Genomic DNA, 24,383 nt, shown 5'->3' on the forward strand with positions numbered 1-24,383 from the left:
CAACCCTTTGCTAATTAAGTGACGCAATTTTGTGCGTCACTTAATAGCGTTAGCGTTCAATAAAACGCTTCTGTTCAGCTAGTACTTGCAGTAATAATTTTAAATCAGGTTTTGCAGAGCTGATCTCTTGTCCTGATTTATCAAATAAAGCGTATCGACCATGTTTATCTATCAACAAGGTATTATCTTGTAAAAAGACCACAAATGCCTCTTCATCACCTGTGAAAATCCATGGATGATTACGAGTGCTTGCAAATAAATCTTCACCTTGTGAATAGTTGTCTGCAGGACTAATGACATGTAAAACATGCTGCATCAAGGTTGTCATAACATCTTGATGGCTTGTCATTCGATCAATAACCTGTGGCGTCATATTTGGCCAATGTATCATCAATGGCACCTGTGACTGGCTTAAATTAAAGGTGGTCTTATCTGAAAGCCATTGATTAATTTGCTTCTTATTGTTGTCTTGATGATAGCTAGAAGTGACAACCACAACAGTATTATCTAGTACTTTAGTTTCTTGTAATGTCTTAAATATTGTCTCTAGTTGATCATTTAATGTGGCTCGTTGAGTCGCATTATTGGTATGACCATTAATTTGTAAGAAAGAGAACCAAGGGGTTGTTTGGTTGTTTTTAACCAACCAATTACTCCAGCTATCAATAGTGGCATTGTTATCACCACTGCGTGATGTTGGGAGGGTGAAATCTGATAGCACCGCTTGTTTAAACAATGGTGTTTGGAAACCATTCGTTGAAAACATGGCTAATTGATAGTTTCGATAACTTAACGCATCGAAAAGAGCAGAGTTCTTTCTGCTACTTAATACACTGTCTAAATAAGAAGGTGAAATACCATAAAATAGCCCAAATAATGCGGTGTCATTATTAATACCTGATGAATAATGACGCGAAAAATAAAGGTTATTTTGTGCAAATTGTCGCAAGCTTGGTAATTCAGGCACTTCTTCAGTACCTAAACCATCAACGACCACCACCAGCAAGTTATAAGAATAGGTATCCTTGGCATAGATTAATGGAGCAAGAGGATAAGTGATACCTTGTGCAGCTGGATTACCTTCACTGATAACACGTTGCTCATATTCTGATTGATTAATAAAACCGTGGCGCTCAAGGAATTTACGCGCTGTCATTGGGTAGGATAACGGTAAATTAGCACGTTGCATGGTGATTGGGCGATAAAAGTTAGCGTCAGCCCAAATTGACATAGAGTGAGATAGTATAAAGCAAGTAATAAAGACACCTGCTAATGGTTTACCCCAGCGTTGGCGGTTTAAACTGCGTAATTTTTGCCAACTCCATGTTGCAAAAAGCATTTCAATCAGAAAGATAATGGGGATGCCAATGAAAATAAGTTGCCATTCACGCGCCATTTCACCTTCATCTGGGTTAATTACGAGATCCCAAACAAGTTGAGTCAAATGGAGTTGAAATTGCTGATAAACGGCGATATCAAAAATAAGGATAGTTAATCCTGCACTGGCAAGGGCACAGGAAATAACCCTAAGTAGCCGTTGAGAAACAGCGATAAAGGTGAGGGGGAAAAGGATGAGTATATAGATAGCAAAGACAATAAAACTAAAATGTCCCATCCAACTTACAATAGCGTAAAAACGACCAGCAAAGGTTGCAGGCCAATCAGAAATAAACAGGTAACGGCTTCCAAGCAGTAAGCTTAGAATAATATTAAATAGCGCAAACCAGTGACCCCAACTGATCATTTGGGATACTTTTTCACGATAGGACTGAGGTCTCGTTACCATGTCTATAAATAATTTTTCTATGTTTATTAGTGAATTTTGCCTTCATCAATCGAAGCACGCAGTGCGTGAACAAAAGAATCAGCAATCAGCATTCGTTGAGCAGGGGCAATACTTGTATTAATTAAGTTTGTCACCATGTTTCCCAACACCATCAAAGAAAGATCTGTAGGAGTATGATGTTTTTCAAGAACGCTGACAAGTTCTGCAAGTAATTGCTCAACTTGTTCATCACTATAACGGGATTTTTGTGGCATAAAATCTGAATTCCTACTAAATGAATAAAACGCTATATATTACCGTATTACTAGGGCTTTTTCCGCTATTAAATTAATTAATTTTCCCTTGATACTGAAAGTAGGGAGTGTTTGAATACGCGCACGAGAAAGAGACGCAATAGAAGAGGACGACCATGAGTCTAGATATTAACCAATTAGTTTTGCATCAACTTATTAAGCGAGATGAGCAGACATTAGAAGTTGTGCTACGTGATTCACTCTTAGAAATTGAACCTGTTGTTCAGGAGATGATTGAAGAGTTGCATCGTGTATACAGTGCAAAAAGTAAAGCTTATGGTCTGTTTAATGAAGAAAGTGAATTAGCAGAAGCGCTGCGTTTACAACGTAAAGGTGAAGAGAACTTTTTAGGTTTTTCACGAGCAGCAACGGTGAGACTAAAAGATGAATTAGCAAAATACCCTTTTGCAGAAGGTGGCACCGTTCTATTTTGTCATTATCGCTATTTAGCGGTGGATTACCTTTTAATTGCTGTACTGAGCAGTTGTAACAGTATGTGGGTAAACGACAGTCTTGATGTGTCATCAACACGCTATTTAGATATTCCTCATGCAGATATTATTGCTCGTATCGATTTAACGGAGTGGGAAACTGCACCTGACTCTTTACGTTATTTAACCTTTTTAAAAGGTCGAGTTGGACGTAAAGTCTCTGATTTCTTTATGGACTTTTTAGGCGCACAAGAAGGTTTAAACGCTAAAGTTCAAAATAAAGGCTTATTACAAGCAGTTGACGATTTCTGTGAAGCTTCAGAAATGGGCAAACAAGAGCGTCAAACTTGTCGAGAGCAAGTATATAGCTACTGTAACGAGCAATTACAATCTGGCGAAGAAATTGCCTTAACAGAGCTTGCTGAAGAATTACCATCTTTAGGCGATCAAAACTTTGCTCAATTTACTGAAGAAAAAGGCTATGAATTAGCTGAAACATTTCCAGCAGATCGCAGTACATTACGTCAACTGATGAAGTATTCAGGAAGCGGTGGTGGATTAACTGTGAATTTTGATGCGAAATTATTAGGGGAGAGAATATTCTGGGACCCAGCAACAGATACGCTCACCATTAAAGGCACACCACCTAATTTACGTGATCAGCTACAACGTAGAGCATCTGAAAAATAATTAAGTAGTAGAAACAAATAACGCCACATTAAGTGGCGTTACATGCTCGGCGTCCCGAAAAATAAAGCTCGAAGGGTGGCTTATTAAGCGCGCAGGAAGTCGATATGAGTAATTTTTGGCTTATACTCGTGACGTTGCACTGCTTTAACTTTAACTTTAGTTTCTTTGCCATCGATAACCAGGTTTACGAAATCTGAATAGAATTCTGATTTGTGTTCTTGGTTGATAACTTCGTTGTGATCTAAATCGATAGCGATTGGCTCTTCATTTCCGCCATAAACGATAGCAGGAAAACGGTTAGCCACACGCAGGCGGCGGCTCGCACCCTTACCCTGCTCTTTACGTACAGTTGCATTAATAGTTAACATCTTTTTTCTCTTATAAAAAAGAAAGAAAATACATACTTGTTACAGGCGACCCAGCAACAAGCTCGAGATTTGGTTTATCTAAAAATAGATAAAGCGGGGCGCATTTTAACGAAAAAGTCCTCTAACAGCAAATATAAATCCAGATTAATACAAGGTATCTGCTTTTCGGTATCGGCCAGCGTAGTCAAAAATCTTATTTCTTATCTTCCAGAAGTTCTCTTTTTTACCTTTATGAGCCACAATAAAGTCTGGATGGCGCAATAAATCAAACTGCTTAATAATGTCATTGGCATTATGCCAAACAAAAGGAACACCCGGGGCGCGTTGATGTTCACGTAAAAATTTTAATTCAAATACTTTTCGTTGGGCAGGTGTTGTTAGTCGAAAACGTTCAGAGACAGAAGTGCCTTCTTCGTCGTAATAATTAATTTCTAACCATTCACCTTTAACATCATTTCCTGATTTAAATTGCATTCCACCACAGCGCAAAACTAATGCCCCTTTGAGTTTTAATGCTGCTTTGAGCATATCATCAGGATCAACCAAGATCTCATTACAATGAACACAGCGACGTGCTGCAATATCATTTTCTTCATTACAATGTGGGCATAATTTAAAGCGGAAACGAAATTTACACTGCTGTTTTTGCCCTTGTTCATTGAGCTCCCAACCTTGGCAACGTCGACCATAGTGTTCAATGATATCGCCATCAGCATCTACAATGCCCCAAAAGGTATTGGCAAATTGGCAAATAGGGCAGAAAACTTGTACCGGTTTACTATTCGGATTGGGTTTTTTAGTACCGACTTCGGGTAGATAGAGATCATGAGGATTACCTGCATAATCTAAAATCAGGCATTCAGTTTTTCCTGCAAATAATCTTAATCCTCGTCCTACAATTTGCTGGTATAAACTCACAGACTCAGTGGGGCGTAAGATAGCGATTAAATCAACATGAGGTGCATCAAAACCTGTTGTTAGTACGGCAACATTAACCATATAACGTAATTGTTGCTGTTTAAAACAAGAAATAAGATGGTCACGTTCAGAAGAGGGGGTATCAGCACTGACTAATGCTGCTTCATCCTGTGGTAAAAGAGAAAGGATCTCTTTTGCATGTTCAACCGTTGCCGCAAATATCATTACACCTCGGCAATTTTGTGCATATTCAATAATCTGAGTAACAATATGAGGTGTGATGCGTTTTTGTCTCTTTATTTCACGATTTAGATCTTCTTCATTAAATATCCCATTTTGGCTTGTTCTTACTTGGCTAAAGTCATATTGCAAAATAGGCATATCTAGGCGAGTTGGCGGAACTAAAAAATGATTACTTATCATATAACGCAAAGGCAATTCATAAATACAATCACGGAAAAAACAATCTTCATCGCCTCTGATCATACCGTGATAATGATATTGATAAATCCAGCCCGTAGGTAAACGATAAGGTGTTGCAGTTAATCCTAAGATCCGTAATTGTGGATTAATGGATTGTAATTGTTTAATAACTTGCTGATATTGGCTATCTTCAGACAAACTAATACGATGGCATTCATCAATAATAAGCAGAGAAAAAGTATCACTAAATTGCGATAAATTACGGGCAACAGATTGCACACTACCAAAAACAACTTTTCCGCTACTCTCTTTTTGTTGTAAGCCCGCAGCAAAAATATCCGCAGATAGACCATAAGCCTCATATTTGCTATGGTTCTGTTCTACTAATTCTTTTACGTGTGCTAAAACCAAGACACGTCCGCGCGCTCTTTTAGCCAGTTCAGCAATCACTAAACTTTTTCCTGCGCCAGTAGGTAATACAATCACCGCAGGTGTATTGTGTTGGCGAAAATAAGAGATTGTCGCGTTAACAGCGTCAAGTTGATAAGGTCTGAGTGTAAAAGCCATAACTCTACATAAGAAATCAAACGGGGCGTCAGCGTAACATTTTTTTATAGGTAGCGCGAATACGGGAGGAGTAAAGAGCGTGATAGTTTATTTATAAATTAATTAGTTGTTTTATTGTTAATATTCATTTTTAATAGATACCTCATATCAGATGGTATTCTTCCATTTTTCAGAGAAATTCATGCGATTAGATAAATTTTTATCCCAGCAATTGGGTATTAGCCGTAGCTTGATCCTTCGTGAATTAAGAGCAGGGCTTGTAACAATTGATGGCGAAATGGTGAAAAGCGGTTCAACCAAAATTGCACCAGAGCAAGAAGTAGCTTATGACGGTAATGTTTTAACTCAAATTTTGGGACCTCGTTACTTTATGTTGAATAAGCCAATCGGCTATGTATGTTCAACAGACGATCCTGTTAATCCAACTATCCTCTATTTTATTGATGAACCTTTGGCACATAAATTACATGCTGCAGGGCGTTTAGATATTGATACAACAGGGCTTGTTTTATTAACGGATAATGGTCAATGGTCACACCGCATTACGGCACCAAAACATCACTGCGAGAAAACCTACCTGGTCACACTCGAAGAGCCGATTGTAGAAGGTGTCGCTGAACAATTCCAAAAAGGTGTTCAACTTAACGGTGAAAAAGATCTAACCAAACCTGCTACGTTAGAAATTATTACACCTACAGAAGTCAAGCTCACTATTAGTGAAGGTAAATACCACCAAGTAAAACGTATGTTTGCAGCAGTGGGTAATCATGTAAGTGCTTTACATCGTGAGCGTATTGGGGATATCACATTAGATGAGACTTTAGCTGAGGGCGAATATCGTCCATTAACAGAAGAAGAGATCAACAGCATTCACCTACCTCAATAATTATTATTTATCCTGTCGTTTTTGGGAGTTTATCTGCGTGCAACAGCAACGTTCGTCGTACCTTAGTCTCATTTTAATACTGGGACTTATTTCCATGCTTATGCCATTGGCTATAGATATGTATTTGCCAAGTTTACCTACTATCGCGCAAGATTTTGGTGTGCCTAGTGGCAAAGTGCAAATGACATTAAGTATCTATATTTTTGGCTTTGCTATTGGGCAATTAGTCTATGGTCCTATGGCTGATAGCTTGGGACGTAAGCCTGTCATTTTGGGCGGCGTAATTGTTTTTGCTTTTGCCTCTAGTGCATGTGCATTATCTGAATCAATAGATATGCTAATTGGAATGCGTTTTTTACATGGCTTTGCGGCAGCTGCGGCAAGTGTTGTGATTAATGCATTGATGAGAGATATGTTCTCTAGAGATGATTTCTCTAGAAGTATGTCTTTTGTTGCACTTGTTATGACTATCGCACCTTTATTAGCGCCATTATTAGGTGCTTGGGTGATGAACTGGTTTTCATGGCATGCAATTTTCTGGAGTATTGCGATAGCTGCTGTGATTGCATCTGCTTTAATTGCTTTTTATATTCCAGAAACATTACCAAAAGAGCGTCGCCAACGTTTTAGTTTAAGAGTGACATTTAGCCAATTTATTAGTTTGTTTAGAACACGTCGTGTTCTTTGTTATATTTTGGCTTCAGGTTTTTCTTTTGCTGGTATGTTTTCATTCCTTAGTGCTGGTCCTTTTGTTTACATCGAATTACATGGTATTCCATTTGATCAATTTGGATTATATTTTGGCTTTAATATCATCTTCTTAATTGTGATGACAAGCATTAATGGGCGCTATGTTCGTCGATTTGGTGCGTTGAAGATGTTGCGCCTAGGCTTAACTATTCAATGTGTTATGGGGATCTTCCTCTTACTGGTGGTCGCTCTTAACTTACATTTCTATTTCCTTGTTGTGGGTGTAGCAATGTATGTGGGCGGTATTGCGATGATCACATCGAATGCGATGGCTGTTATTCTTGATGATTATCCACATATGGCAGGGACGGTTTCTTCTCTTGCTGGAACAGTGCGTTTTGGTGTTGGTGCTTTAGTTGGAACAGCTATTGCTATGTTACCAGCAAAATCAGAATGGCCAATGGTAAGCTCTATGGCATTTTGTGTACTGTTTGCCATGGGTTTTATCTTGCTTGCACGTCGTTATAAATAAGAATATCACGCTATAAATAACAGAAATTTATAGCGTGCTCCTCTTTTTCTGCCTCTGTTTCCTCTAAAAACACCACATTTTCCTCTGCTATATTTCATGAATCGTTTCAAATTAGCGTGATTTTTTGATTTGAATCAATACCTGATGTTGTTATTTTGTTAAATTAAGTAAAATTTATTTTAATAATCATCTATTATTGTTTTGTTGATATGAAGTATCGTGATAAAAATTGATGGATTGTTTTACTTGAATACGTAATATTTTATACAATTATTTTATATGGTTGATAAAATGTTAAATAAATGAAAGAATAATTGAAGAGATTAAGCATTGCAGACATGAATACCTGCAAACACTAAGCCAAATGAATGGCTTGATACGTTTCTTTGCTTTTTTTGTAAAACAATTGTAATAATCATGTTCTATAGTTAACAAAGTTCTAATATGCGTGTGAGCAAGTCAGTTCAAACTCGTATTGATGATGTATTAAATTAACGTGTTGATGAAACAGGATTGATTTGTGGATAATGTACAACTTTCGGTAGTTCATAAGCTGCCGCTGAGTTATCGGTGGCTAGCAGGCTTTGCAGGCACAAGAGTAGAAATACTGCCTGAGAATGATGCTGGAAAGCAAAATACGCTGATTGGCTTAAAATTGCTAAGTCATGATGGTATGACACTGGATGAAGCAATACAGAATTTGCGTCAGTATCTGAGTAATCTCCATATTGATAGCGTTGTGATTGAATGGGATGGCGCTCCTTGTCTTTTCCTTCATAGCGACGATGAATGTGCAGCATTATGTTGCTTAAAAAACGCGGGTGTCGCTATTGCTGAGCCATTTCCAACGGCATATTCTTATTTATAACACCTATCTAATGTTATAAAACCAACGTAGCCACTATGTGTTTTAAGCATGATAAAGAATATAAAAAAAGCCTCATTATCTGTTTATTTAATGAGGCTTTTTTATTGCAATAAGATATAAGGGAATTAATTATCTTAATACATTTTGAGAAAGGTTGTTTTCAACAAGTGCCGCATCATTATTCTCTATAACACGTCTTGCTGCATAAAAACGTTTATTCCAGTAGATATTAGACATTTCTGACACAGTTACACCATTGCTGGTGGATGCATGTACAAATTTATCATTACCGATGTAAATTCCAACATGGCGCATAGTACGGCCTGTTTTGAATAGAACGAGATCGCCTGCTTGTAATTTTGATTTATTAACCTGAGTACCGGAGAACTGTTGGTCTGAGGTTGAGCGAGGGAGTTCTACACCGAATTGATCAAGGAAGGTTCTTTGAACAAAGGCAGAACAATCGATGCCTTTTTTAGTGTCTCCGCCTAAACGATAAGCGACGCCTTTCCAGTCTGCATATTGGTCAAGTATCTTAGATTTTATATCGAGATTCTTCACCAATGATTCAAATTCATCTTGTGATGCTTGGGAAATAGATGTGCTTGATGATGTATTAAGTGGGGTAGTGCTTGAATTCGCTAAGCGTGAATTTGCGTTCTGTGAGCTACATGCCGATAGCGTAGCTACAACAATGAACGCCGGTATGAGCTTAAGCATTCTCATATACGGTTTTGTTCTCATTGTGACAGATTTCCCTTACATCCTTACGTGCAGAAGCGCACATGAATTATTCACCAAATAACCAGAGAATATAGTGTAATTTAACTCTGGCAACCTTATTTCGCGAAAAACGTGCTCTAAAGCACGTAAATATCCACATTAAACAATAAATAATGAGGAAACCAGAAAAGTGTACAGAAATAGGGACTAAATGGCGAGAGAAAAGAAGTTTAATTTACAAAACATTAGATAATAAAGTGCTAATACTTAAAATAGATCTCATTTTGTCATAATAATATCATTTAACTGTCAAAAAAATGACCAAAAGAATAAGTGCATATTACACTCATTCTTTTTTAATTAATTAGATGTGCTTTCTCTTTTATTTTTTAAAAGGAAGATATTTTTCTAATTGTCTGACAATTATATCTGATAATGGTGTAATTAATAACCAACTCGTCGTAATTAAAGTTAAAGAAATAGAACCCACTAAGATATCTGATGCCCAGTGCGCGCCAGCCATAACTCTTGGTAATGAAAATACGACTGTAATAAGAAGAGCACATAAGAAAGAACGGAACGAAAGATACCGCAATATAAAGCTACAGAAGATAAGTAGCATTAAACCATGATCACCCGGGAAGCTATCGCCAGAGGCATCCTTTGTAGGAATACCTGTCACTATGCCCACTCTATGTACATCTTGAAAATGAAGTGTCGGGCTTGGTCTTTCAATTGGGATATTTTGTCCAATTTGATTGATGAGCACAGCACTTATTACCATCACTAATCCCACAATTATAAGATGGCGTTTACCCATATAATCTTTTTTACGGAATGTATTGTAGTACAACGCACCCATTGCCAACAAAATAACCAAGTCAAACTTTCTATTATTAATATAAGCCACAAAAGTTGCAAAAAAAGTGTCAGGTAAAATGTACTGATTAAAAAAATAAAAAATATGAGTATCTATTGATAGCCAAAATCCATGTTGTGCTGGAAGATACCAAGAGAAAAAAATAATCAGACCTGCAAGATTAAATAGAAAAATAGCCAGTGCTTTTTGGTGAAAATTAGAAAGTTTCATAGTAATAAAATGACAAATTTTGCGTGTATTTGGTGATCTAGATCACAATAAGTTTAAGTTTGATTATAGGACTATAACCAAAATAAAAAAATAGATCTTTGCAATTTGCTGCCTATGCAAATGTTATACATTAGTTTCATTTCTGTTGGATTTTTTCATTCCTACTTAACTTAAATTTAGAATATTTTTTATTGATACTCGTAATTTGAGTATTATATAATTTTTTTCTATTCTTTAATTAAAGATAAAAGTTAAATAAATAAAGTAACAAGCCGATATTAGTTAGGACTTTAATAACATATTGGCTTGTGGAATTCACACACCCAATAATCAGAGGAGATTAGTTTTGAATAAGTTTTATGTTGCAGCTACGTGTCTGACTTTGTTATTAAGTACACCTACTTTTGCTAAGGAAAATAAAGTCATCGGTTCCGGAACTATAACTTTTGTTGGTGCAATTGTTGAGGGCAATTGTCTAATGGATACAGAGAAAAACACTTTTAAAACAAGTTGTTGGAACGGAAGTGAAATGCAGGAATCTCAATATCAGTTAGAAAGAAATAAGCACTTTAGCTCTAAATTGATTAACAACAAAGGTTCTATGGATATTAAATGGATTAATGACGATTTAGCTGTAATGAACATTGTTTATAATTAATTTCCCATAGATCTAATAATAACAATAATTGTATTAATTAAATAAAATTTTAATACTTTTAGAAAACTGTTATTAAAGTTAAAAATATTTGACTTAAGTTTAATCAACGTTGATTTCTTATTTATAAACATCGAACACTTATATTTGATAGACATCAAATATTCTTCTTATGTCTATATAAATGTCATATTTTATTGCTATGATGAAAATATGTCGGGTAGGTGTGATCCCCATACCTGCTAGCGCAAACAAGAAGTGAGGTCGTTATGAGAAAATATCTGACCGTAGTATGTAGTCTTCTCGTTTCCAGTTCGATATCATTGGCTTGGGCGTCTGATCCCATGCAAACAACAGGGCAGATTTATCTGCGGGGTGCGATTGTTGATCCTGCATGTGAGATGAATTTCACACTTGATAAAGCTGAATACCAATGTTACAAACACAACAAAGTGTTTACATCTACTCAACCCATCATTCCTGCGTCTTTTGATAAATCCCAACAAACTATTATTTTGCCTCAAGATATGGGCAAGGCTGAGATCCGTTGGATGGATAATACCCAAAAAAATGGTGTTATTGACGTTCAATATTTTTAAGGCGTCTGTGAGTAGACAGAGGTAGGTAGCAAAGATAAACAAGTCAAATAATCGTTTGTCACATTGGGTTTCTTACGATTATCTGACCTATTTAAAGCAACATTAGCTATACGCTAATGAGTAGGGTTTTTGACTGTTGATTAGTCAGCACGACCCATATAGCGACGTTCAGCAATATGAATACGAACTTTATCGCCAGTAGAAAGGTATTCAGGAACCTGAATAACTAACCCTGTTGGTAATGTCGCAGGTTTAGTACGAGCACTTGCAGATGCGCCTTTAATACCTGGAACAGTTTCAACAATTTCCATATCAACAGTTTGTGGCAGTTCTAATGCTAACACCTGACCATCCATTGTTAATACTTGCATTCCCGCTAAGCCTTCCTCAGGAATAAACAGCAATTCATCTTCAATTTGATCTTTTTTGAAGGTATATGGTGTGTAATCTTCATTATCCATAAAGATATATTCATCACCATCAATGTAAGAAAAGCTAACAGCACGACGCGTTAAGCTGATGGTATCAATCATATCATCGCCTTTAAAACGCTCTTCTACTTTTTGGCCTGTACGGATATCAGTAAAACGCATTTTGTACAGCGTACTTGCACCACGAGCACTTGGTGCTTGGATGTCGATATCTTTTACCAGTAATAATTTGTTGTTATAACTAACAGCCATACCACGTTTAATTTCATTGGCTTTTGCCATATAAAACCTTCCATTAAATAACATTGACGATAATGGCGACAAAATTACTCGCAGTGCAGAAACTTGGCAAGTTATTCGCACATTTTTTTATAAGATTTGATGAAAAAACAAAGCCAGCTCAAGTATGGGCTGGCTTTAGATATTAGCAAAATCTGCCATAAACCCTCGCCCAATACGGGCGGGGATATAAGGCGAAAAGCCTGCAGGGCTTTAAAGATCAATCAGGCGTTGACTGACTCTGAACATAGGCTCTGAGTGTTTCAATCGTCGCACCTCCGGCACTACAGACGAAGTACGATCTTGACTAAAGAAGCCCAGTTTTGCCTTGCATTCGTAAATGTGTATTCTGCTGGCGCAGTAAGCGTGAGGATACCGATTTCAGGTTGTTTACCATCACACTGACCGCCAGTTTTGGGGGTAAGCAACCAGCAGATGCACATCGTTTACTCAATTGATATACTCACCTAATTTGTTAAAATAACAGCATTATATCGATGAGCGCTAATTATGTTAAGAGCAACAAAAGTACGCATTTATCCGACACCAAAACAGGCTGAATATCTCAATGCTCAGTTTGGTGCGGTTCGTTTCGCGTACAACAAAGCGTTGCATATCAAGAAACACGCTTACCAGCGACACGGCGTAAATTTAAACCCGCGTAAAGACCTCAAGCCACTGCTTGCAGTGGCAAAGAAATCCCGCAGATATGGATGGCTTAAAGAATATGATTCTATTGCGTTGCAGCAGGCGGTGATTAATCTCGATGTGGCTTTTTCCAATTTCTTTAATCCGAAATTAAAAGCGCATTTCCCTGCATTCAAACGTAAACACGGCAAACAATCGAGCTATCACTGTGTTGGGATGAAAGTGCTGGATGATGCAGTCAAAATTCCGAAAATCCCAGCGATTGAAGCACGATTGCATCGTGAAATCACGGGCACGTTAAAAAGCATTACTATCAGCCGTTCCGCAACGGGGAAATATTACGCCTCGTTACTCTGTGACGACGGAATGGAAGCGCCAGCGAAGCCCGCACTGATATCAAACGTGATGGGACTCGACATGGGGCTGACGCATTTTGCCATCAAATCGGATGGCAATAAAATTGCTAATCCGCACCATCTTATCAACGCCAGCCACAATCTGCGCCGGAAGCAGAAAACCCTCTCCCGCAAGAAAAAAGGGAGTGCAAACAGACGCAAAGCCAGAATACAACTAGCCACCGTTCACGAACGTGTAGCCAATGCCCGTGCCGATTTCCAGCACAAATTATCTCGCGCAATTGTTGACGAAAACCAAGCGGTAATTGTCGAGACGCTGAAAGCGGCAAATATGATGAAAAACCCCCATCTGGCTCGTGCGATAGGCGATGCGGGATGGTCTGGATTTATCACCAAACTGGAATACAAAGCAGCAGAGAAAGGTGTTCATGTGGTGAAACTGGATCAATGGTTCGCCAGTTCGAAAACCTGCCATTGCTGCGGTCACAGGATGCCAGAAATGCCATTACATAAGCGTATCTGGCAATGTCCCGAATGCGGAGTTGAGCATGACCGTGATATCAATGCGGCGATCAGCATCGAACGCAAGGGCATACTGGAATTACAAGCGGCGGGACTCGTCGTTTCTGCCCATGGAGGCCCGCGTAAATCCGTCACACAGACGGTTGCGGCCTGAGAAGTGGGAAGCTTCGCCCGACAGGGCGGGGAGCAGTCACAAAGGAAATTAACGGTAGATAGGAAGAAGATTAAAGTTTGCTAAAATATGTGCGCTGGCATTAATAACACCAAATAAAATCACGAAACCAATCATAAACATACCACCGGGAGCTTTAAAGCTCTGGCTTTGATTACGCTCACGACTTGCTTTAGCCATTAATGCGGGAATAATCGCAGCCCAAATTGTTGCTGCAAGCCCTGCAAAACCAATGGCATATAAGAAACCATCAGGGAAAATAATTGCTAAAATAGTCGGTGGTATAAATGTGACTAATGCAGATTTAAATCGACCGCTTCCTGTATTTGAAAACTTAAAGAAGTCCGCTAAGTAATCGAATAATCCTAATGACACGCCTAAGAATGAACTTGCTAATGCCATATAAGAGAATAAGTCTAATAACATTGATACAGTGGCATTGGCGGTTGTTGAACGCATTTGTGCTAATAAGTTACCAATATTCCCACCATCAGCAATTACTTGCTTGAAACCTTCACGAGGAATATTACCTTGTACAACAAACTGCCATAAAATATAAATTGCCAGTGAAATCAATGTACCAATAAGCAAGCTTTTCATAACAGCTTTGCCATCTTTACGATAATACGTTACTAAACCTGGAATATTGCCGTGATAACCAAACGAGGTCAGTAAATAAGGTAATGCGGCTAAAGCATAAGGTAAATAACTTGCATTACTTTCATTGGTGTTAAATAACACAGGCATTTTTACTTCTGTAAATAAGCCACCAATGGCTAACACAAAAGCAATTACCATACCGCCAATTAAAATGGTGCTTAATCTATCCACTGCACGTGTTGATAACCAAACAAAGAAAGCAACAATTAATGCAAAGACTAAACCTGCAATAGCTTGTGGTACGCTGACCACCTCTGCAAAGTTCTGCACAATAATGGAGCTACCCGCAGAAATATAAGCGTAAGTTAGAATATAAAGAACAAACGCAATCGATAGTCCATTAATAGTACTCCAGCCTTTTCCTAATAAGTCTTTGGTAATGGTATGAAAGCTTGAGCCTAAAGGATAATGAAGGTTGACTTCTAAGATCATTAACCCAGACATAAATAAACAAAACCAAGTGTAGATCAGAAGAAAAATAGAGCCGGTAAACCAGACACCGGAAGTCACAATAGGGATGGAAAACATGCCAGCACCGACTGCGGTACCTGCAATGATCATTGCACCACCAAGTATGGATGGGCGCTTTGTTATTGATGTGACTTCTGACATAAGATGTCCTTATAAAATTGACTCAATGTACTAGCTTGATGGTGTAAAGAATACACGTTTGCTATAAAGGTGTAAATAGAGGTTATTGTGCTTTATAAAAGGAAAAAGTGAGTAAAAATAATACAGTAGAAAGAGTGGGGTATATAAATCAATAGATTAGTATGATGATTATTAGAAATGATAAAGAAATACAGTAGTAAATAAGTGAAAATTCACGCAGAAATAGATAATCCGAACATTATTCTGAACAAAAAATATCCAGAATAATGAAAGTGATAAGGTGTTTTTAATTAACCTTGATAAAACTGCTTACTTTTCCATAATGCAATGGAATTACGGCTGGCTTCAAAGTGCGGTTCAGGTAAATCATCTGGAGAACACCAACGGATTTCAGAACATTTATCTGGTTCCATCAATTTCGGCTCGTCACCTTGGTGTTGTGCGATCATACAAATAGAGACAGTGTGTTTACCTTCTAATTGGTAAGTTTCTAGATTATTGCTAATACCGATCACTTGTGGCGCAGTGATCGCAATACCAATTTCTTCTTCTATTTCACGAATAGCACATTGCTCAAAAGTTTCCCCTTCATCAACATGTCCACCAAAAATTGACCAATAAGGGGCATGTTTGCCACAACGTTTTCCTAATAATACTTCACCATTTTCATTAGTGATAATTACGCCAACACCGACTACGACTGACATTTGAGACTCCTTTTTTCTTTTTTATATAGTTATAGTTAATGTATAAAATAAGTCGTTTTTACGGGCAATATTCTCCTTTGTGGAGGGATCGAGTGCAAGGAGAAAAAAATCAATTTCACTGAATAAAAGGTTAATTGATGCTATATATAGCACCCTAAATATTCATAATAAAAATGATTGGGGAGTGAAGGCATGAGTCGCCGTGTCGCTACGATCACCTTAAACCCTGCCTATGATCTTGTTGGTGCTTGTCCAGCTATTGATGTAGGTGGTGTTAATTTAGTCCGAACAGCTGGGCTTAATCCTGCGGGTAAAGGCAATAATGTCGCGAAAGTCTTACGTGATTTGGGCATTGATATTACTGTTAGCGGGTTTATGGGACGTGAAAATCAAGAAGAATTTCAGCACTTCTTTAGTGAAAATGGGATGGCTAACCGTTTTTATCTTGTGTCAGGTCGAACACGCATTAATGTGAAGTTAACCGAAGGAAAAGGGCAAGTCACTGACTTTAATTTTTCAGGATTTACCGTATCAGAGCAAGATTGGCAGCGCTTTGCAACGGATTCACTTAATTGGCTTGGTCATTTCGATATGGTCGTTGTCAGTGGCAGTTTACCAAATGGTGTTGATCCTGAAGCCTTTACTCAATGGATGATTAAGCTGAGAAGATTATGTCCATGCATTATTTTTGACAGTAGTCGTGATGCTTTAGTCGCAGGGCTAAAAGCAGCACCTTGGCTGATAAAGCCTAACCATCGTGAATTAGAAGCGTGGGTAGGGCATTCATTAACTGAAATGGCAGATATTATTAAAGCCGCTCATCAACTACGCGATAAAGGCATAGCACATGTGGTTATTTCACTGGGTGAAAGAGGAGCTTTATGGGTAAATGCATCTGGTGCATGGCTTGCAAAGCCACCACACTGTGATGTGATAAGTACCGTTGGTGCCGGGGATTCGATGGTTGCTGGATTAGTGTATGGTTTATTAATGAGTCAAACAAGTGAACATACTTTGCGTCTTGCAACTGCGATTTCTGCGTTATCAGTCAGTCAGCCTGATGTAGGAATAAAAGACAGAAGTCAACTTGCTGAAATGATGACTAAGATAGAACTAACACCGATTAAATAAGATAATTTGCGGTTTATTTGAGATAAACCGCAAAGAATATCAAAATTAGGCTTGTTGTGATTTTAACCAAGCAATTTCGTCAGGCCAAATATCAGGATTGATGGTTTCTAAAATCAGCGGAATGCCATCAAAACGCTTATCTTGCATAATATAGCTAAAAGGGACTTTACCAATATTTCCTTCACCTAAACTGTGGTGACGGTCTACTCGACTGGCTAATTCGCTTTTCGCATCATTAAGGTGCATTGCTTTTAGATATTGAAAGCCGACAATCTTTTCAAATTCAGCGAATGTTTTCTCGCAATCTTCAATTGTTCTTAGATCATAACCGGCAGCGAAAGTGTGGCAAGTATCAATACAAACGCCTACACGAGATTTATCTTCTACCCCATCAATAATAGCGGCTAGATGTTCAAAACGATAACCTAAATTTGTACCTTGCCCTGCGGTATTTTCAATCACAGCAGTGACATTTTTCGTTTTTTCTAAAGTGATGTTAATTGATTGAGCAATTTTTTGTAGGCACTTATCAACATCAATCTTATTTAAATGGCTTCCCGGATGGAAATTAAGTAACTCAATACCCAGTTGTTCACAACGCTGCATTTCATCTAGAAATGCGTCTCTTGATTTTTCAAGAGCATCTTCTTCAGGGTGACCTAAATTAATGAGATAACTGTCATGGGGTAAAATTTGAGAAGGGCTATAACCATAAAGCTCACAGTTCTTTTTAAATTTATCAATGACATCTGTGGATAATGGTGCAGCTTTCCACTGGCGCTGATTCTTAGTAAAAAGGGCAAACGCAGTAGCTTTTATTTCATGTGCGCGTAATACCGCCTGATCGACGCCACCAGCAGCACTGACATGTGCGCCAACAAATTTCATTATTTCTCTCCTTAGATTTATTTTACACCATGATAACAAACATACAGCGTATAACATCATATCGAGGTGATAAAAGCAAAAAAGCGCAACTAAAAATAGTTGCGCAATAATGAAAAGTGCTTCTCAAGGCGAAATTTTAAGGGGGATTAATTAATCTCGATATTCCTATTAAGACATCAACACAGTTTGAATAAAGATATTAATCATCGCACCACCAAGGGTTAACCAGAAAAATAAGAATAAGGCTAATAATAATGGTTTGACACCTGCTTGTCGGATAGCGCTAATATGTGTTGTTAAACCTAATGCCACCATTGCCATTGCTAAGAGAATGGTATCAATAGTCACAATGTAGCTAACAATCGATGCTGGAATTAAATTTAAAGAGTTAAAGCCCGCCATTAAAATAAAGAAAACGGCAAACCAAGGAATAGTAATTGGGCTTTTCTCAGTCGATTGTGCGCCATTGTTTGCTTTGCTTTTCTTTTTACTTAAATAAGTTGAAAGAATAATTAAGAAAGGCGCTATCATCATTACGCGGATCATTTTACTAATAACCGCGGCATTTTCAGCATCAGGGCTAATTGAGTGTCCTACGGCGACAACTTGAGCGACTTCATGAATAGTCGAGCCGGAGAAAACACCAAAGGTTTCTTCGGTAAAGGGTAACCAGCCTGCAAATGCATTTAAATGGTAGAACCAAGGGTAAAGGAAAATACCGATAGTCCCGAAGATCACGACAGTAGAAACCGCAACAGCAACTTGGCTTGCTTGTGCTTTAACAACAGGCTCTGTCGCCATAACCGCCGCTGCACCACAAATACTACTACCAGCACCAATCAAGATGACAGTTTGTTCATCTAAACCAAAATATTTGCGACCAATCCACATAGCGATAAGAAAAGTCGATGTCAGCATAATGGCATCTATAATTAAACCTGTTGCACCTACATCTGCAATTTGCTGAAAAGTCAGTCTAAAACCGTACAAAATAATACCTGTACGTAATAAATAGTGTTTAGCGAATTTGACACCTTCATCACTATAAGGTTTTGCAACAGGATAAAAGGTATTACCCACAATAATACCGAATAGGATCGCCAGCGTTAATGCACCTAAACCCATGCTCGCAAACCAAGGAATATCACCAATATAAATAGCAAGCGCAGTTAATACGCCTGTTAGTAATAAACCAGGAAGCCAGCGATAGACTGGAGTGAAACATTTTTTCGCCAATGTAATAGGTTGACTTTGCTCTGACATAGAAAAACCTTGCTTATATAAATTTTGCATAAGCATATAACAAGCAATCTTATTTATTAAACTCATTATTTTTATAATAATAACCAGTAAAACTAATATAGGTGTATTTTCTTAAATGTACTTGGTATGTTACTGGTTTGTGGATAGTATGTTATTACAATGACAGTTCAAAGGTGGAATGGATATGCGAATTACGTTGCGGCAACTGGAAGTCTTTACTGAAGTTCTCAAGAGTGGTTCTACAACGCAAGCATCACAACAGCTTGCTTTATCTCAATCTGCTGTCAGTGCTTCTTTAACTGATCTCGAAAGCCAACTAGGTGTACAGCTTTTTGATAGAGTGGGAAAACGGCTTGTCACAAATGAACATGGACGATTACTTTATCCTAGAGCGCTATCTTTACTTGAACGAGCAACTGAAGTTGAGCAATTATTCCAAGCTGGAAATGGTGCTTTGCGTATCGCTGCAAGTACAACAATAGGCAATTATATTCTTCCTCAAATGTTGGGGAATTTTCATCGTAATTATCCTGATATTCCGCTAGAAATGAGTATTGGAAATACCGAAGAAGTCGTTAAGTTAGTGAGCGAGTTCCGTGTTGATTTAGGGTTAATTGAAGGTGCTTGTCAAAGTTCTGAACTGATTAGCCAGAAATGGCTTTTAGATGAAATGGTTATTTTTTGCTCGCCGGATCATCCACTAGCTAAAGCACCGAAAGTGACTTTAGCTGATTTACAGTCAGCTCCTTGGATTTTACGAGAAAATGGTTCAGGAACTCGAGATGTGCTTAACCATCTTCTCTTTGCTTCTTTGCCGGGTTATCGCATTGAAATGGAATTAGGTAACTCAGAAGCAATAAAACATGCCGTTATGTATGAAATGGGGATCAGTTGTTTATCTCGCCGAGTGATTGAAGAACAGATTAATAATGGCTCATTAAAAGAGATAAAAGTAGAAGGGCTGGCATTACAACGTACCCTATATCTGGTTTATCATCGCCAAAAACATGTCTCTGATGCACTGAAAAAACTCCTGACATATTGTAATGCTGAACACTTAATCGGCAATTTTTCATAAATTGCTAATAATTGACGCCCGATCATGAAGGTATCTTATAATCCTAGATCCTTGCTATTCACGAACGACAGATTTGCTACAATCCTCGTTAGAAAAGTGAATATAAAAGTGGAATGTTATGTCAGAACAACAAAATAGTACTGCTGGTTCGGGCGCAGTACGCACTTTGCGCCGAGAGTTAAAAGCGCGACATTTAGCGATGATCGCTATTGGTGGTTCAATTGGTACAGGACTTTTTGTCGCATCTGGTGCAACTGTTGCTCAAGCAGGGCCGGGTGGGGCATTACTCTCTTATGCATTAATTGGACTAATGGTCTATTTTCTAATGACAAGCCTTGGGGAATTAGCCGCATTTATGCCTGTGTCCGGCTCATTCTCAACATACGGATCTAAATATGTAGAAGAAGGCTTTGGTTTCGCATTAGGCTGGAACTATTGGTACAACTGGGCAGTTACAATTGCTGTTGACCTTGTTGCTGCACAATTAGTGATGCTCTATTGGTTCCCTGATGTTGATGGTTGGATTTGGAGTGCCTTATTCCTTGGCGTTATTTTCTTGCTCAACTATATCTCTGTAAAAGGGTTTGGTGAGGCAGAATACTGGTTTTCACTGATCAAAGTTTCTACAGTAATTATTTTTATTATTGTAGGCATCGCGATGATCACTGGCATTATGAAAGGTGCCGAAAACGCAGGTTGGCATAATTGGGAAATTGGTGATGCACCTTTTGCGGGTGGATTTGCTGCCATGATTGGTGTTGCCATGATTGTTGGTTTCTCATTCCAAGGTACAGAATTAATTGGTATTGCGGCGGGTGAATCTAAAGATCCAGCTAAAAATATTCCAAAAGCTGTGCGTAAAGTTTTCTGGCGTATCTTACTGTTTTATATCTTTGCAATTTTAATTATTAGCTTAATAATCCCTTACACTGATCCTAGCTTACTGCGTAATGATGTAGGTGATATTAGCGTTAGTCCATTCACACTAGTCTTTAAAAATGCGGGATTATTATCTGCGGCAGCTATCATGAATGCGGTTATCTTAACGGCGGTACTTTCTGCTGGTAACTCGGGCATGTATGCATCAACGCGTATGCTGTTTACGTTAGCAAGAGAAGGCAAAGCGCCAAAATGCTTTGGTAAATTGTCTAAAAACGGTGTGCCACGCAATGCACTTTATGCAACAACTGTTGTTGCTGGTCTATGCTTCCTAAGTTCAATGTACGGAAACCAAACTGTTTACTTGTGGTTATTAAATACCTCAGGAATGACGGGTTTTATTGCATGGTTAGGTATTGCGATTAGCCACTACCGTTTCCGTAAAGGTTATGTTGCACAAGGTCGCGATTTAAATGACTTACCTTATCGCTCTGGCTTCTTCCCAATTGGTCCTATTTTCGCCTTTATATTGTGCTTAATTATTACATTAGGTCAAAATTACCAAGCCTTTTTAGAAGACACAATTGATTGGTATGGTGCAATTGCAACCTATATTGGTATCCCATTATTCTTATTAATTTGGTTTACTTATAAGATTGTGAAGAAAACCCGTTTTATTCGTTATAACGAAATGGAATTTCCAACACATATTGAGAATAAAAAATAACCTATAAATCAAACTATTAAAACGCCCGTTTTTGTGATCTCGATCACTGTAAAACGGGCGTTTTTTTATTTTTTGCCTCGTCAATTATAGAAAACATACAAAAACTCTAATTATATCGGCAATCGCATTGATAATTATTATTATTTGCTTTATTGTTAGCGCACAATTTATTTGCTGAAAAATAAAATGATAGCGCTAGTGGTTGTAAATAATATGCTTAATGTAATGAGTCTGATAATAATTAGCCCTTCTAGTGCTCAATACAGCCAACCAATAGTTTATCGCCATATAATAAATTACACAGCGAATATGATTCACCGTATAATAATTTGGCGACTCACTTCTTTGTTGAATAAATTGTCTCAAATTAATAATTGGCTTTTTGTACATAAAAAACAGTTGATGAGTTGTACGGTATGTTTTTGCTTACTTAATGTGTTGGTAAGAACAGAAAAACGTAGAAAAAAAAACTAGGTACAACAATTGATATGAGCATTATGTCAGAGAGACTCGCCACACAAGAGCATGAAAAAAATGCATCAGATAATGTGAAAGCCCATTATCGAAAAATGATGAATAAACGCATGTTATGGCTTGGAGTTATCGTTTTAATTATTTGTGGTTCAGTGGTGTTAGATTTCACTATGGGACCTTCTGGTTTATCACTTGATAAATTATTAACAACCCTTTTTCAGCCTGAACTTGTTGATGCAGGTTCACGAGTGATTGTGTGGGATATCCGCTTACCTTATGCCTTAATGGCGGTTGTGGTAGGGATGTCACTAGGGTTAGCGGGTGCAGAAATGCAAACTATTCTAAATAACCCATTAGCAAGTCCATTCACACTGGGTTTATCAAATGCAGCTTCATTTGGTGCTGCATTGGCGATTGTTTTAGGTATTGGTATTCCGGGTATTCCTGACCAATGGTTTATTTCGGCGAATGCGTTTCTCTTTGCCTTATTATCAGCCTTATTATTAGACGGAATAACTCGTTGGACGCGTGTTCCAACATCTGGCGTTGTGCTGTTTGGTATAGCCATGGTATTTACCTTTAATGCATTAGTCTCAATGATGCAATTTATTGCAACAGAAGACACGCTCCAAGGTCTGGTTTTCTGGACTATGGGAAGTCTAGCGCGTGCAACATGGGTAAAACTCGGTGTTATGGCGGGTGCTTTTGCGGTCATTATGGCGATTTCATGGATGAGTTCATGGAAATTAACTGCATTGCGATTAGGTGAAGATAGAGCGATTAGCTTTGGTATTGATGTAAAGCGTTTAAGATTAGGTTCATTACTGCGTATTAGTATTTTAACAGCGCTTGCAGTTGCCTTTGTTGGACCTATTGCCTTTATTGGTTTGGTTGCACCTCATATTGCTCGCATGATGTTTGGTGAAGATCATCGATTCTATCTGCCAGCAAGCGCACTAATTGGGGCTTTAGTTTTATCATTGGCATCAATTGCGTCTAAAAATTTAATACCGGGTGTCATTATTCCGGTGGGTATTGTGACATCGCTGGTGGGCGTGCCATTTTTCCTCAGTATGATTTTACGTCATAGGGGGAATATCTAATGATGGAAGGGTTAAAGATCCAAGGTTTTAATGCTGGATATGCTAAACATCTTATTATTAAGGCACTGGATATAGAGCCATTACCAAAAGGAAAGGTCACTGTATTATTGGGGCCAAATGGTAGTGGAAAATCAACATTACTAAGAGCGCTAGCTGGATTAAATAAATCATCAGGTGTTGTCAGTTTAGATGGTAACGATCTAGCTTCGATGAATTTTGCACAGCGTGCCCAAAATGTAGTCTATTTGCCACAAACATTACCAGCAGGTGTTCATTTACATGTTTTAGAATCCATTATTGTGGCACAGCGTGCTTCAGGTGGATTACATAATGAACATAGTGAAGCTCAGGTAATGCACTTATTACGTCAATTAGGTATTGAGCATTTAGCATTACGATATTTAGATGAATTATCGGGTGGTCAAAAACAATTAGTTGGGCTTGCTCAATCATTAATTAGACAACCCTCTTTATTATTATTGGACGAGCCATTAAGTGCGCTGGATCTTAATTACCAATATCATGTAATGGATTTAGTCGCTAAAGAAACACACCGTAGAAATATTATTACTGTTGTCGTTGTTCACGATATTAATATCGCCTTACGACATGGCGAACATGTATTAATGTTGAAACAAGGACAATTAATTGCACAGGGTGCGCCAGATAAGGTTATCACGGCACAAAGCCTTGCGGATGTTTATGGTGTTCAAGGTAGATTGGAATATTGTTCACAAGGAATACCTCAAATTATTATTGATGGCTTAGTGGATAAAATATAGAGAAGTAAAAGAGAAAGAGAAAAGAAGTAAATATAGGGATGCAGTAAATAGGGATATAAAAATAATATTAAAATAACTAAGGGTAATTGAGTTCATCTATTACCCTAATTTCTGAGCAACTGTCGATCTGTCCATCTATATAAAACTTAAAG

The 24,383-nt window shown here is 38.0% G+C and carries 23 protein-coding genes and 1 pseudogene; 12 read left to right on the forward strand and 12 right to left on the reverse strand.

The features are described 5' to 3' along the window. Positions 1–49: 49 nt before the first annotated feature. Both yejM and ABN236_RS02005 read right to left on the reverse strand, forming a co-directional pair. The gene (yejM, locus tag ABN236_RS02000) at positions 50–1,786 is read right to left on the reverse strand and encodes an LPS biosynthesis-modulating metalloenzyme YejM (RefSeq protein WP_349473265.1); all 1,737 of its coding nucleotides are present in this window, start codon (positions 1,784–1,786) and stop codon (positions 50–52) included. A 26-nt stretch (positions 1,787–1,812) separates the two neighbouring features. After that, on the reverse strand, positions 1,813–2,040 hold the full coding sequence (locus ABN236_RS02005) for a YejL family protein (protein WP_088493230.1): 228 nt from the start codon (positions 2,038–2,040) through the stop codon (positions 1,813–1,815). A gap of 155 nt (positions 2,041–2,195) precedes the next feature. Here ABN236_RS02005 and yejK point away from each other — a divergent pair, with 155 nt between their 5' ends. Next, entirely contained in the window at positions 2,196–3,200 is a 1,005-nt protein-coding gene (yejK, locus tag ABN236_RS02010; RefSeq protein ID WP_099074944.1) for a nucleoid-associated protein YejK, read from the forward strand. Between the two features lie 83 nt (positions 3,201–3,283). On the opposite strand, the gene rplY is transcribed toward yejK, so the two are convergent. Continuing rightward, positions 3,284–3,568 (reverse strand): 50S ribosomal protein L25, encoded by a 285-nt coding sequence (gene rplY / locus ABN236_RS02015; protein ID WP_006537318.1) that lies wholly within the window; start codon positions 3,566–3,568, stop codon positions 3,284–3,286. 144 nt (positions 3,569–3,712) lie between these two features. After that, entirely contained in the window at positions 3,713–5,476 is a 1,764-nt protein-coding gene (gene radD, locus ABN236_RS02020) for a DNA repair helicase RadD (RefSeq protein ID WP_349473266.1), read from the reverse strand. A 181-nt stretch (positions 5,477–5,657) separates the two neighbouring features. Here radD and rsuA point away from each other — a divergent pair, with 181 nt between their 5' ends. The 3 genes from rsuA (at position 5,658) to ABN236_RS02035 (ending at position 8,452) form a co-directional block, all read left to right on the forward strand. Continuing rightward, positions 5,658–6,362 (forward strand): 16S rRNA pseudouridine(516) synthase RsuA, encoded by a 705-nt coding sequence (rsuA, locus tag ABN236_RS02025; protein ID WP_088493228.1) that lies wholly within the window; start codon positions 5,658–5,660, stop codon positions 6,360–6,362. 37 nt (positions 6,363–6,399) lie between these two features. After that, positions 6,400–7,584 carry a Bcr/CflA family multidrug efflux MFS transporter gene (locus tag ABN236_RS02030; protein ID WP_228766740.1) on the forward strand — a complete coding sequence of 395 codons (1,185 nt, stop codon included), beginning with the start codon at positions 6,400–6,402 and terminating at the stop codon, positions 7,582–7,584. Between the two features lie 520 nt (positions 7,585–8,104). Then, the gene (locus ABN236_RS02035) at positions 8,105–8,452 is read left to right on the forward strand and encodes a YejG family protein (protein ID WP_072062745.1); all 348 of its coding nucleotides are present in this window, start codon (positions 8,105–8,107) and stop codon (positions 8,450–8,452) included. A gap of 129 nt (positions 8,453–8,581) precedes the next feature. Here ABN236_RS02035 and mepS read toward each other — a convergent pair whose 3' ends face one another. After that, positions 8,582–9,196, reverse strand: a complete 615-nt coding sequence (gene mepS / locus ABN236_RS02040) for a bifunctional murein DD-endopeptidase/murein LD-carboxypeptidase (RefSeq protein ID WP_088493226.1) — start codon at positions 9,194–9,196, stop codon at positions 8,582–8,584. A 361-nt stretch (positions 9,197–9,557) separates the two neighbouring features. Then, positions 9,558–10,265 carry a phosphatase PAP2 family protein gene (locus ABN236_RS02045; RefSeq protein ID WP_102949382.1) on the reverse strand — a complete coding sequence of 236 codons (708 nt, stop codon included), beginning with the start codon at positions 10,263–10,265 and terminating at the stop codon, positions 9,558–9,560. Positions 10,266–10,611: 346 nt separating this feature from the next. Here ABN236_RS02045 and ABN236_RS02050 point away from each other — a divergent pair, with 346 nt between their 5' ends. Together ABN236_RS02050 and ABN236_RS02055 are read left to right on the forward strand one after the other, a co-directional pair. Then, positions 10,612–10,923 (forward strand): YmdA family protein, encoded by a 312-nt coding sequence (locus tag ABN236_RS02050; RefSeq protein ID WP_311755197.1) that lies wholly within the window; start codon positions 10,612–10,614, stop codon positions 10,921–10,923. A 266-nt stretch (positions 10,924–11,189) separates the two neighbouring features. Further along, positions 11,190–11,519 carry a YmdA family protein gene (locus ABN236_RS02055; protein WP_349473267.1) on the forward strand — a complete coding sequence of 110 codons (330 nt, stop codon included), beginning with the start codon at positions 11,190–11,192 and terminating at the stop codon, positions 11,517–11,519. A 140-nt stretch (positions 11,520–11,659) separates the two neighbouring features. Here ABN236_RS02055 and yeiP read toward each other — a convergent pair whose 3' ends face one another. Further along, positions 11,660–12,232, reverse strand: coding sequence for an elongation factor P-like protein YeiP (gene yeiP / locus ABN236_RS02060; RefSeq protein ID WP_088493223.1), 573 nt, complete (start codon positions 12,230–12,232; stop codon positions 11,660–11,662). A 217-nt stretch (positions 12,233–12,449) separates the two neighbouring features. Beyond that, positions 12,450–12,670 (reverse strand): annotated as a pseudogene (gene tnpA, locus ABN236_RS02065) (IS200/IS605 family transposase); the annotation flags it as partial. Between the two features lie 69 nt (positions 12,671–12,739). Between tnpA and ABN236_RS02070 the strand changes: the two are divergent. Further along, complete coding sequence (locus ABN236_RS02070; RefSeq protein WP_349473268.1) at positions 12,740–13,909, forward strand: RNA-guided endonuclease InsQ/TnpB family protein; 1,170 nt, start codon at positions 12,740–12,742, stop codon at positions 13,907–13,909. 48 nt (positions 13,910–13,957) lie between these two features. On the opposite strand, the gene mtr is transcribed toward ABN236_RS02070, so the two are convergent. Both mtr and ABN236_RS02080 read right to left on the reverse strand, forming a co-directional pair. Further along, a complete protein-coding gene (gene mtr / locus ABN236_RS02075) occupies positions 13,958–15,199 on the reverse strand; it encodes a tryptophan permease (protein WP_194952217.1) in 1,242 nt (413 codons plus the stop codon). Between the two features lie 290 nt (positions 15,200–15,489). Further along, on the reverse strand, positions 15,490–15,906 hold the full coding sequence (locus ABN236_RS02080) for an NUDIX domain-containing protein (RefSeq protein WP_165124611.1): 417 nt from the start codon (positions 15,904–15,906) through the stop codon (positions 15,490–15,492). A gap of 192 nt (positions 15,907–16,098) precedes the next feature. On the opposite strand from ABN236_RS02080, the gene fruK reads away from it, so the two are divergent. Further along, positions 16,099–17,037: a 1-phosphofructokinase gene (gene fruK / locus ABN236_RS02085; RefSeq protein ID WP_088493220.1), complete on the forward strand. Its 939-nt coding sequence runs from the start codon at positions 16,099–16,101 to the stop codon at positions 17,035–17,037. Positions 17,038–17,082: 45 nt separating this feature from the next. Here the strand turns inward: fruK and nfo are convergent, their stop codons facing one another. Next, a complete protein-coding gene (gene nfo / locus ABN236_RS02090; protein ID WP_194952218.1) occupies positions 17,083–17,925 on the reverse strand; it encodes a deoxyribonuclease IV in 843 nt (280 codons plus the stop codon). Between the two features lie 168 nt (positions 17,926–18,093). Continuing rightward, a complete protein-coding gene (locus tag ABN236_RS02095) occupies positions 18,094–19,188 on the reverse strand; it encodes a YeiH family protein (protein ID WP_311755199.1) in 1,095 nt (364 codons plus the stop codon). 184 nt (positions 19,189–19,372) lie between these two features. On the opposite strand from ABN236_RS02095, the gene yieE reads away from it, so the two are divergent. The 4 genes from yieE to ABN236_RS02115 all read left to right on the forward strand — a co-directional run bounded on the left by yieE (position 19,373) and on the right by ABN236_RS02115 (position 24,231). Further along, positions 19,373–20,266, forward strand: a complete 894-nt coding sequence (gene yieE / locus ABN236_RS02100; RefSeq protein ID WP_088493217.1) for a DNA-binding transcriptional regulator YeiE — start codon at positions 19,373–19,375, stop codon at positions 20,264–20,266. 118 nt (positions 20,267–20,384) lie between these two features. Further along, a complete protein-coding gene (locus ABN236_RS02105; protein ID WP_102949381.1) occupies positions 20,385–21,872 on the forward strand; it encodes an amino acid permease in 1,488 nt (495 codons plus the stop codon). Positions 21,873–22,360: 488 nt separating this feature from the next. Continuing rightward, positions 22,361–23,449: a FecCD family ABC transporter permease gene (locus ABN236_RS02110; RefSeq protein WP_270755846.1), complete on the forward strand. Its 1,089-nt coding sequence runs from the start codon at positions 22,361–22,363 to the stop codon at positions 23,447–23,449. Next, positions 23,449–24,231 carry an ABC transporter ATP-binding protein gene (locus tag ABN236_RS02115; RefSeq protein ID WP_349473269.1) on the forward strand — a complete coding sequence of 261 codons (783 nt, stop codon included), beginning with the start codon at positions 23,449–23,451 and terminating at the stop codon, positions 24,229–24,231. The genes ABN236_RS02110 and ABN236_RS02115 overlap by 1 nt, the downstream gene beginning before the upstream one ends. Positions 24,232–24,383 lie beyond the last annotated feature (152 nt).

The organism is Proteus sp. fly-1013, assembly GCF_040140245.1.
Taxonomy (GTDB): Bacteria; Pseudomonadota; Gammaproteobacteria; order Enterobacterales; family Enterobacteriaceae; genus Proteus; species Proteus mirabilis_B.

What these genes read in the sequence shown, in the direction of transcription:
- fruK (WP_088493220.1), top strand. Translation starts at nt 16,099, where the DNA reads ATGAGTCGCCGTGTCGCTACGATCACCTTAAACCCTGCCTATGATCTT.
- ABN236_RS02005 (WP_088493230.1), bottom strand. Translation starts at nt 2,040, where the DNA reads ATGCCACAAAAATCCCGTTATAGTGATGAACAAGTTGAGCAATTACTT.
- ABN236_RS02115 (WP_349473269.1), top strand. Translation starts at nt 23,449, where the DNA reads ATGATGGAAGGGTTAAAGATCCAAGGTTTTAATGCTGGATATGCTAAA.
- ABN236_RS02095 (WP_311755199.1), bottom strand. Translation starts at nt 19,188, where the DNA reads ATGTCAGAGCAAAGTCAACCTATTACATTGGCGAAAAAATGTTTCACT.
- ABN236_RS02105 (WP_102949381.1), top strand. Translation starts at nt 20,385, where the DNA reads ATGTCAGAACAACAAAATAGTACTGCTGGTTCGGGCGCAGTACGCACT.
- mepS (WP_088493226.1), bottom strand. Translation starts at nt 9,196, where the DNA reads ATGAGAACAAAACCGTATATGAGAATGCTTAAGCTCATACCGGCGTTC.
- rplY (WP_006537318.1), bottom strand. Translation starts at nt 3,568, where the DNA reads ATGTTAACTATTAATGCAACTGTACGTAAAGAGCAGGGTAAGGGTGCG.
- ABN236_RS02070 (WP_349473268.1), top strand. Translation starts at nt 12,740, where the DNA reads ATGTTAAGAGCAACAAAAGTACGCATTTATCCGACACCAAAACAGGCT.
- ABN236_RS02080 (WP_165124611.1), bottom strand. Translation starts at nt 15,906, where the DNA reads ATGTCAGTCGTAGTCGGTGTTGGCGTAATTATCACTAATGAAAATGGT.
- yeiP (WP_088493223.1), bottom strand. Translation starts at nt 12,232, where the DNA reads ATGGCAAAAGCCAATGAAATTAAACGTGGTATGGCTGTTAGTTATAAC.
- mtr (WP_194952217.1), bottom strand. Translation starts at nt 15,199, where the DNA reads ATGTCAGAAGTCACATCAATAACAAAGCGCCCATCCATACTTGGTGGT.
- yieE (WP_088493217.1), top strand. Translation starts at nt 19,373, where the DNA reads ATGCGAATTACGTTGCGGCAACTGGAAGTCTTTACTGAAGTTCTCAAG.
- yejM (WP_349473265.1), bottom strand. Translation starts at nt 1,786, where the DNA reads ATGGTAACGAGACCTCAGTCCTATCGTGAAAAAGTATCCCAAATGATC.
- ABN236_RS02110 (WP_270755846.1), top strand. Translation starts at nt 22,361, where the DNA reads ATGAGCATTATGTCAGAGAGACTCGCCACACAAGAGCATGAAAAAAAT.
- ABN236_RS02045 (WP_102949382.1), bottom strand. Translation starts at nt 10,265, where the DNA reads ATGAAACTTTCTAATTTTCACCAAAAAGCACTGGCTATTTTTCTATTT.
- nfo (WP_194952218.1), bottom strand. Translation starts at nt 17,925, where the DNA reads ATGAAATTTGTTGGCGCACATGTCAGTGCTGCTGGTGGCGTCGATCAG.
- radD (WP_349473266.1), bottom strand. Translation starts at nt 5,476, where the DNA reads ATGGCTTTTACACTCAGACCTTATCAACTTGACGCTGTTAACGCGACA.
- yejK (WP_099074944.1), top strand. Translation starts at nt 2,196, where the DNA reads ATGAGTCTAGATATTAACCAATTAGTTTTGCATCAACTTATTAAGCGA.
- ABN236_RS02055 (WP_349473267.1), top strand. Translation starts at nt 11,190, where the DNA reads ATGAGAAAATATCTGACCGTAGTATGTAGTCTTCTCGTTTCCAGTTCG.
- rsuA (WP_088493228.1), top strand. Translation starts at nt 5,658, where the DNA reads ATGCGATTAGATAAATTTTTATCCCAGCAATTGGGTATTAGCCGTAGC.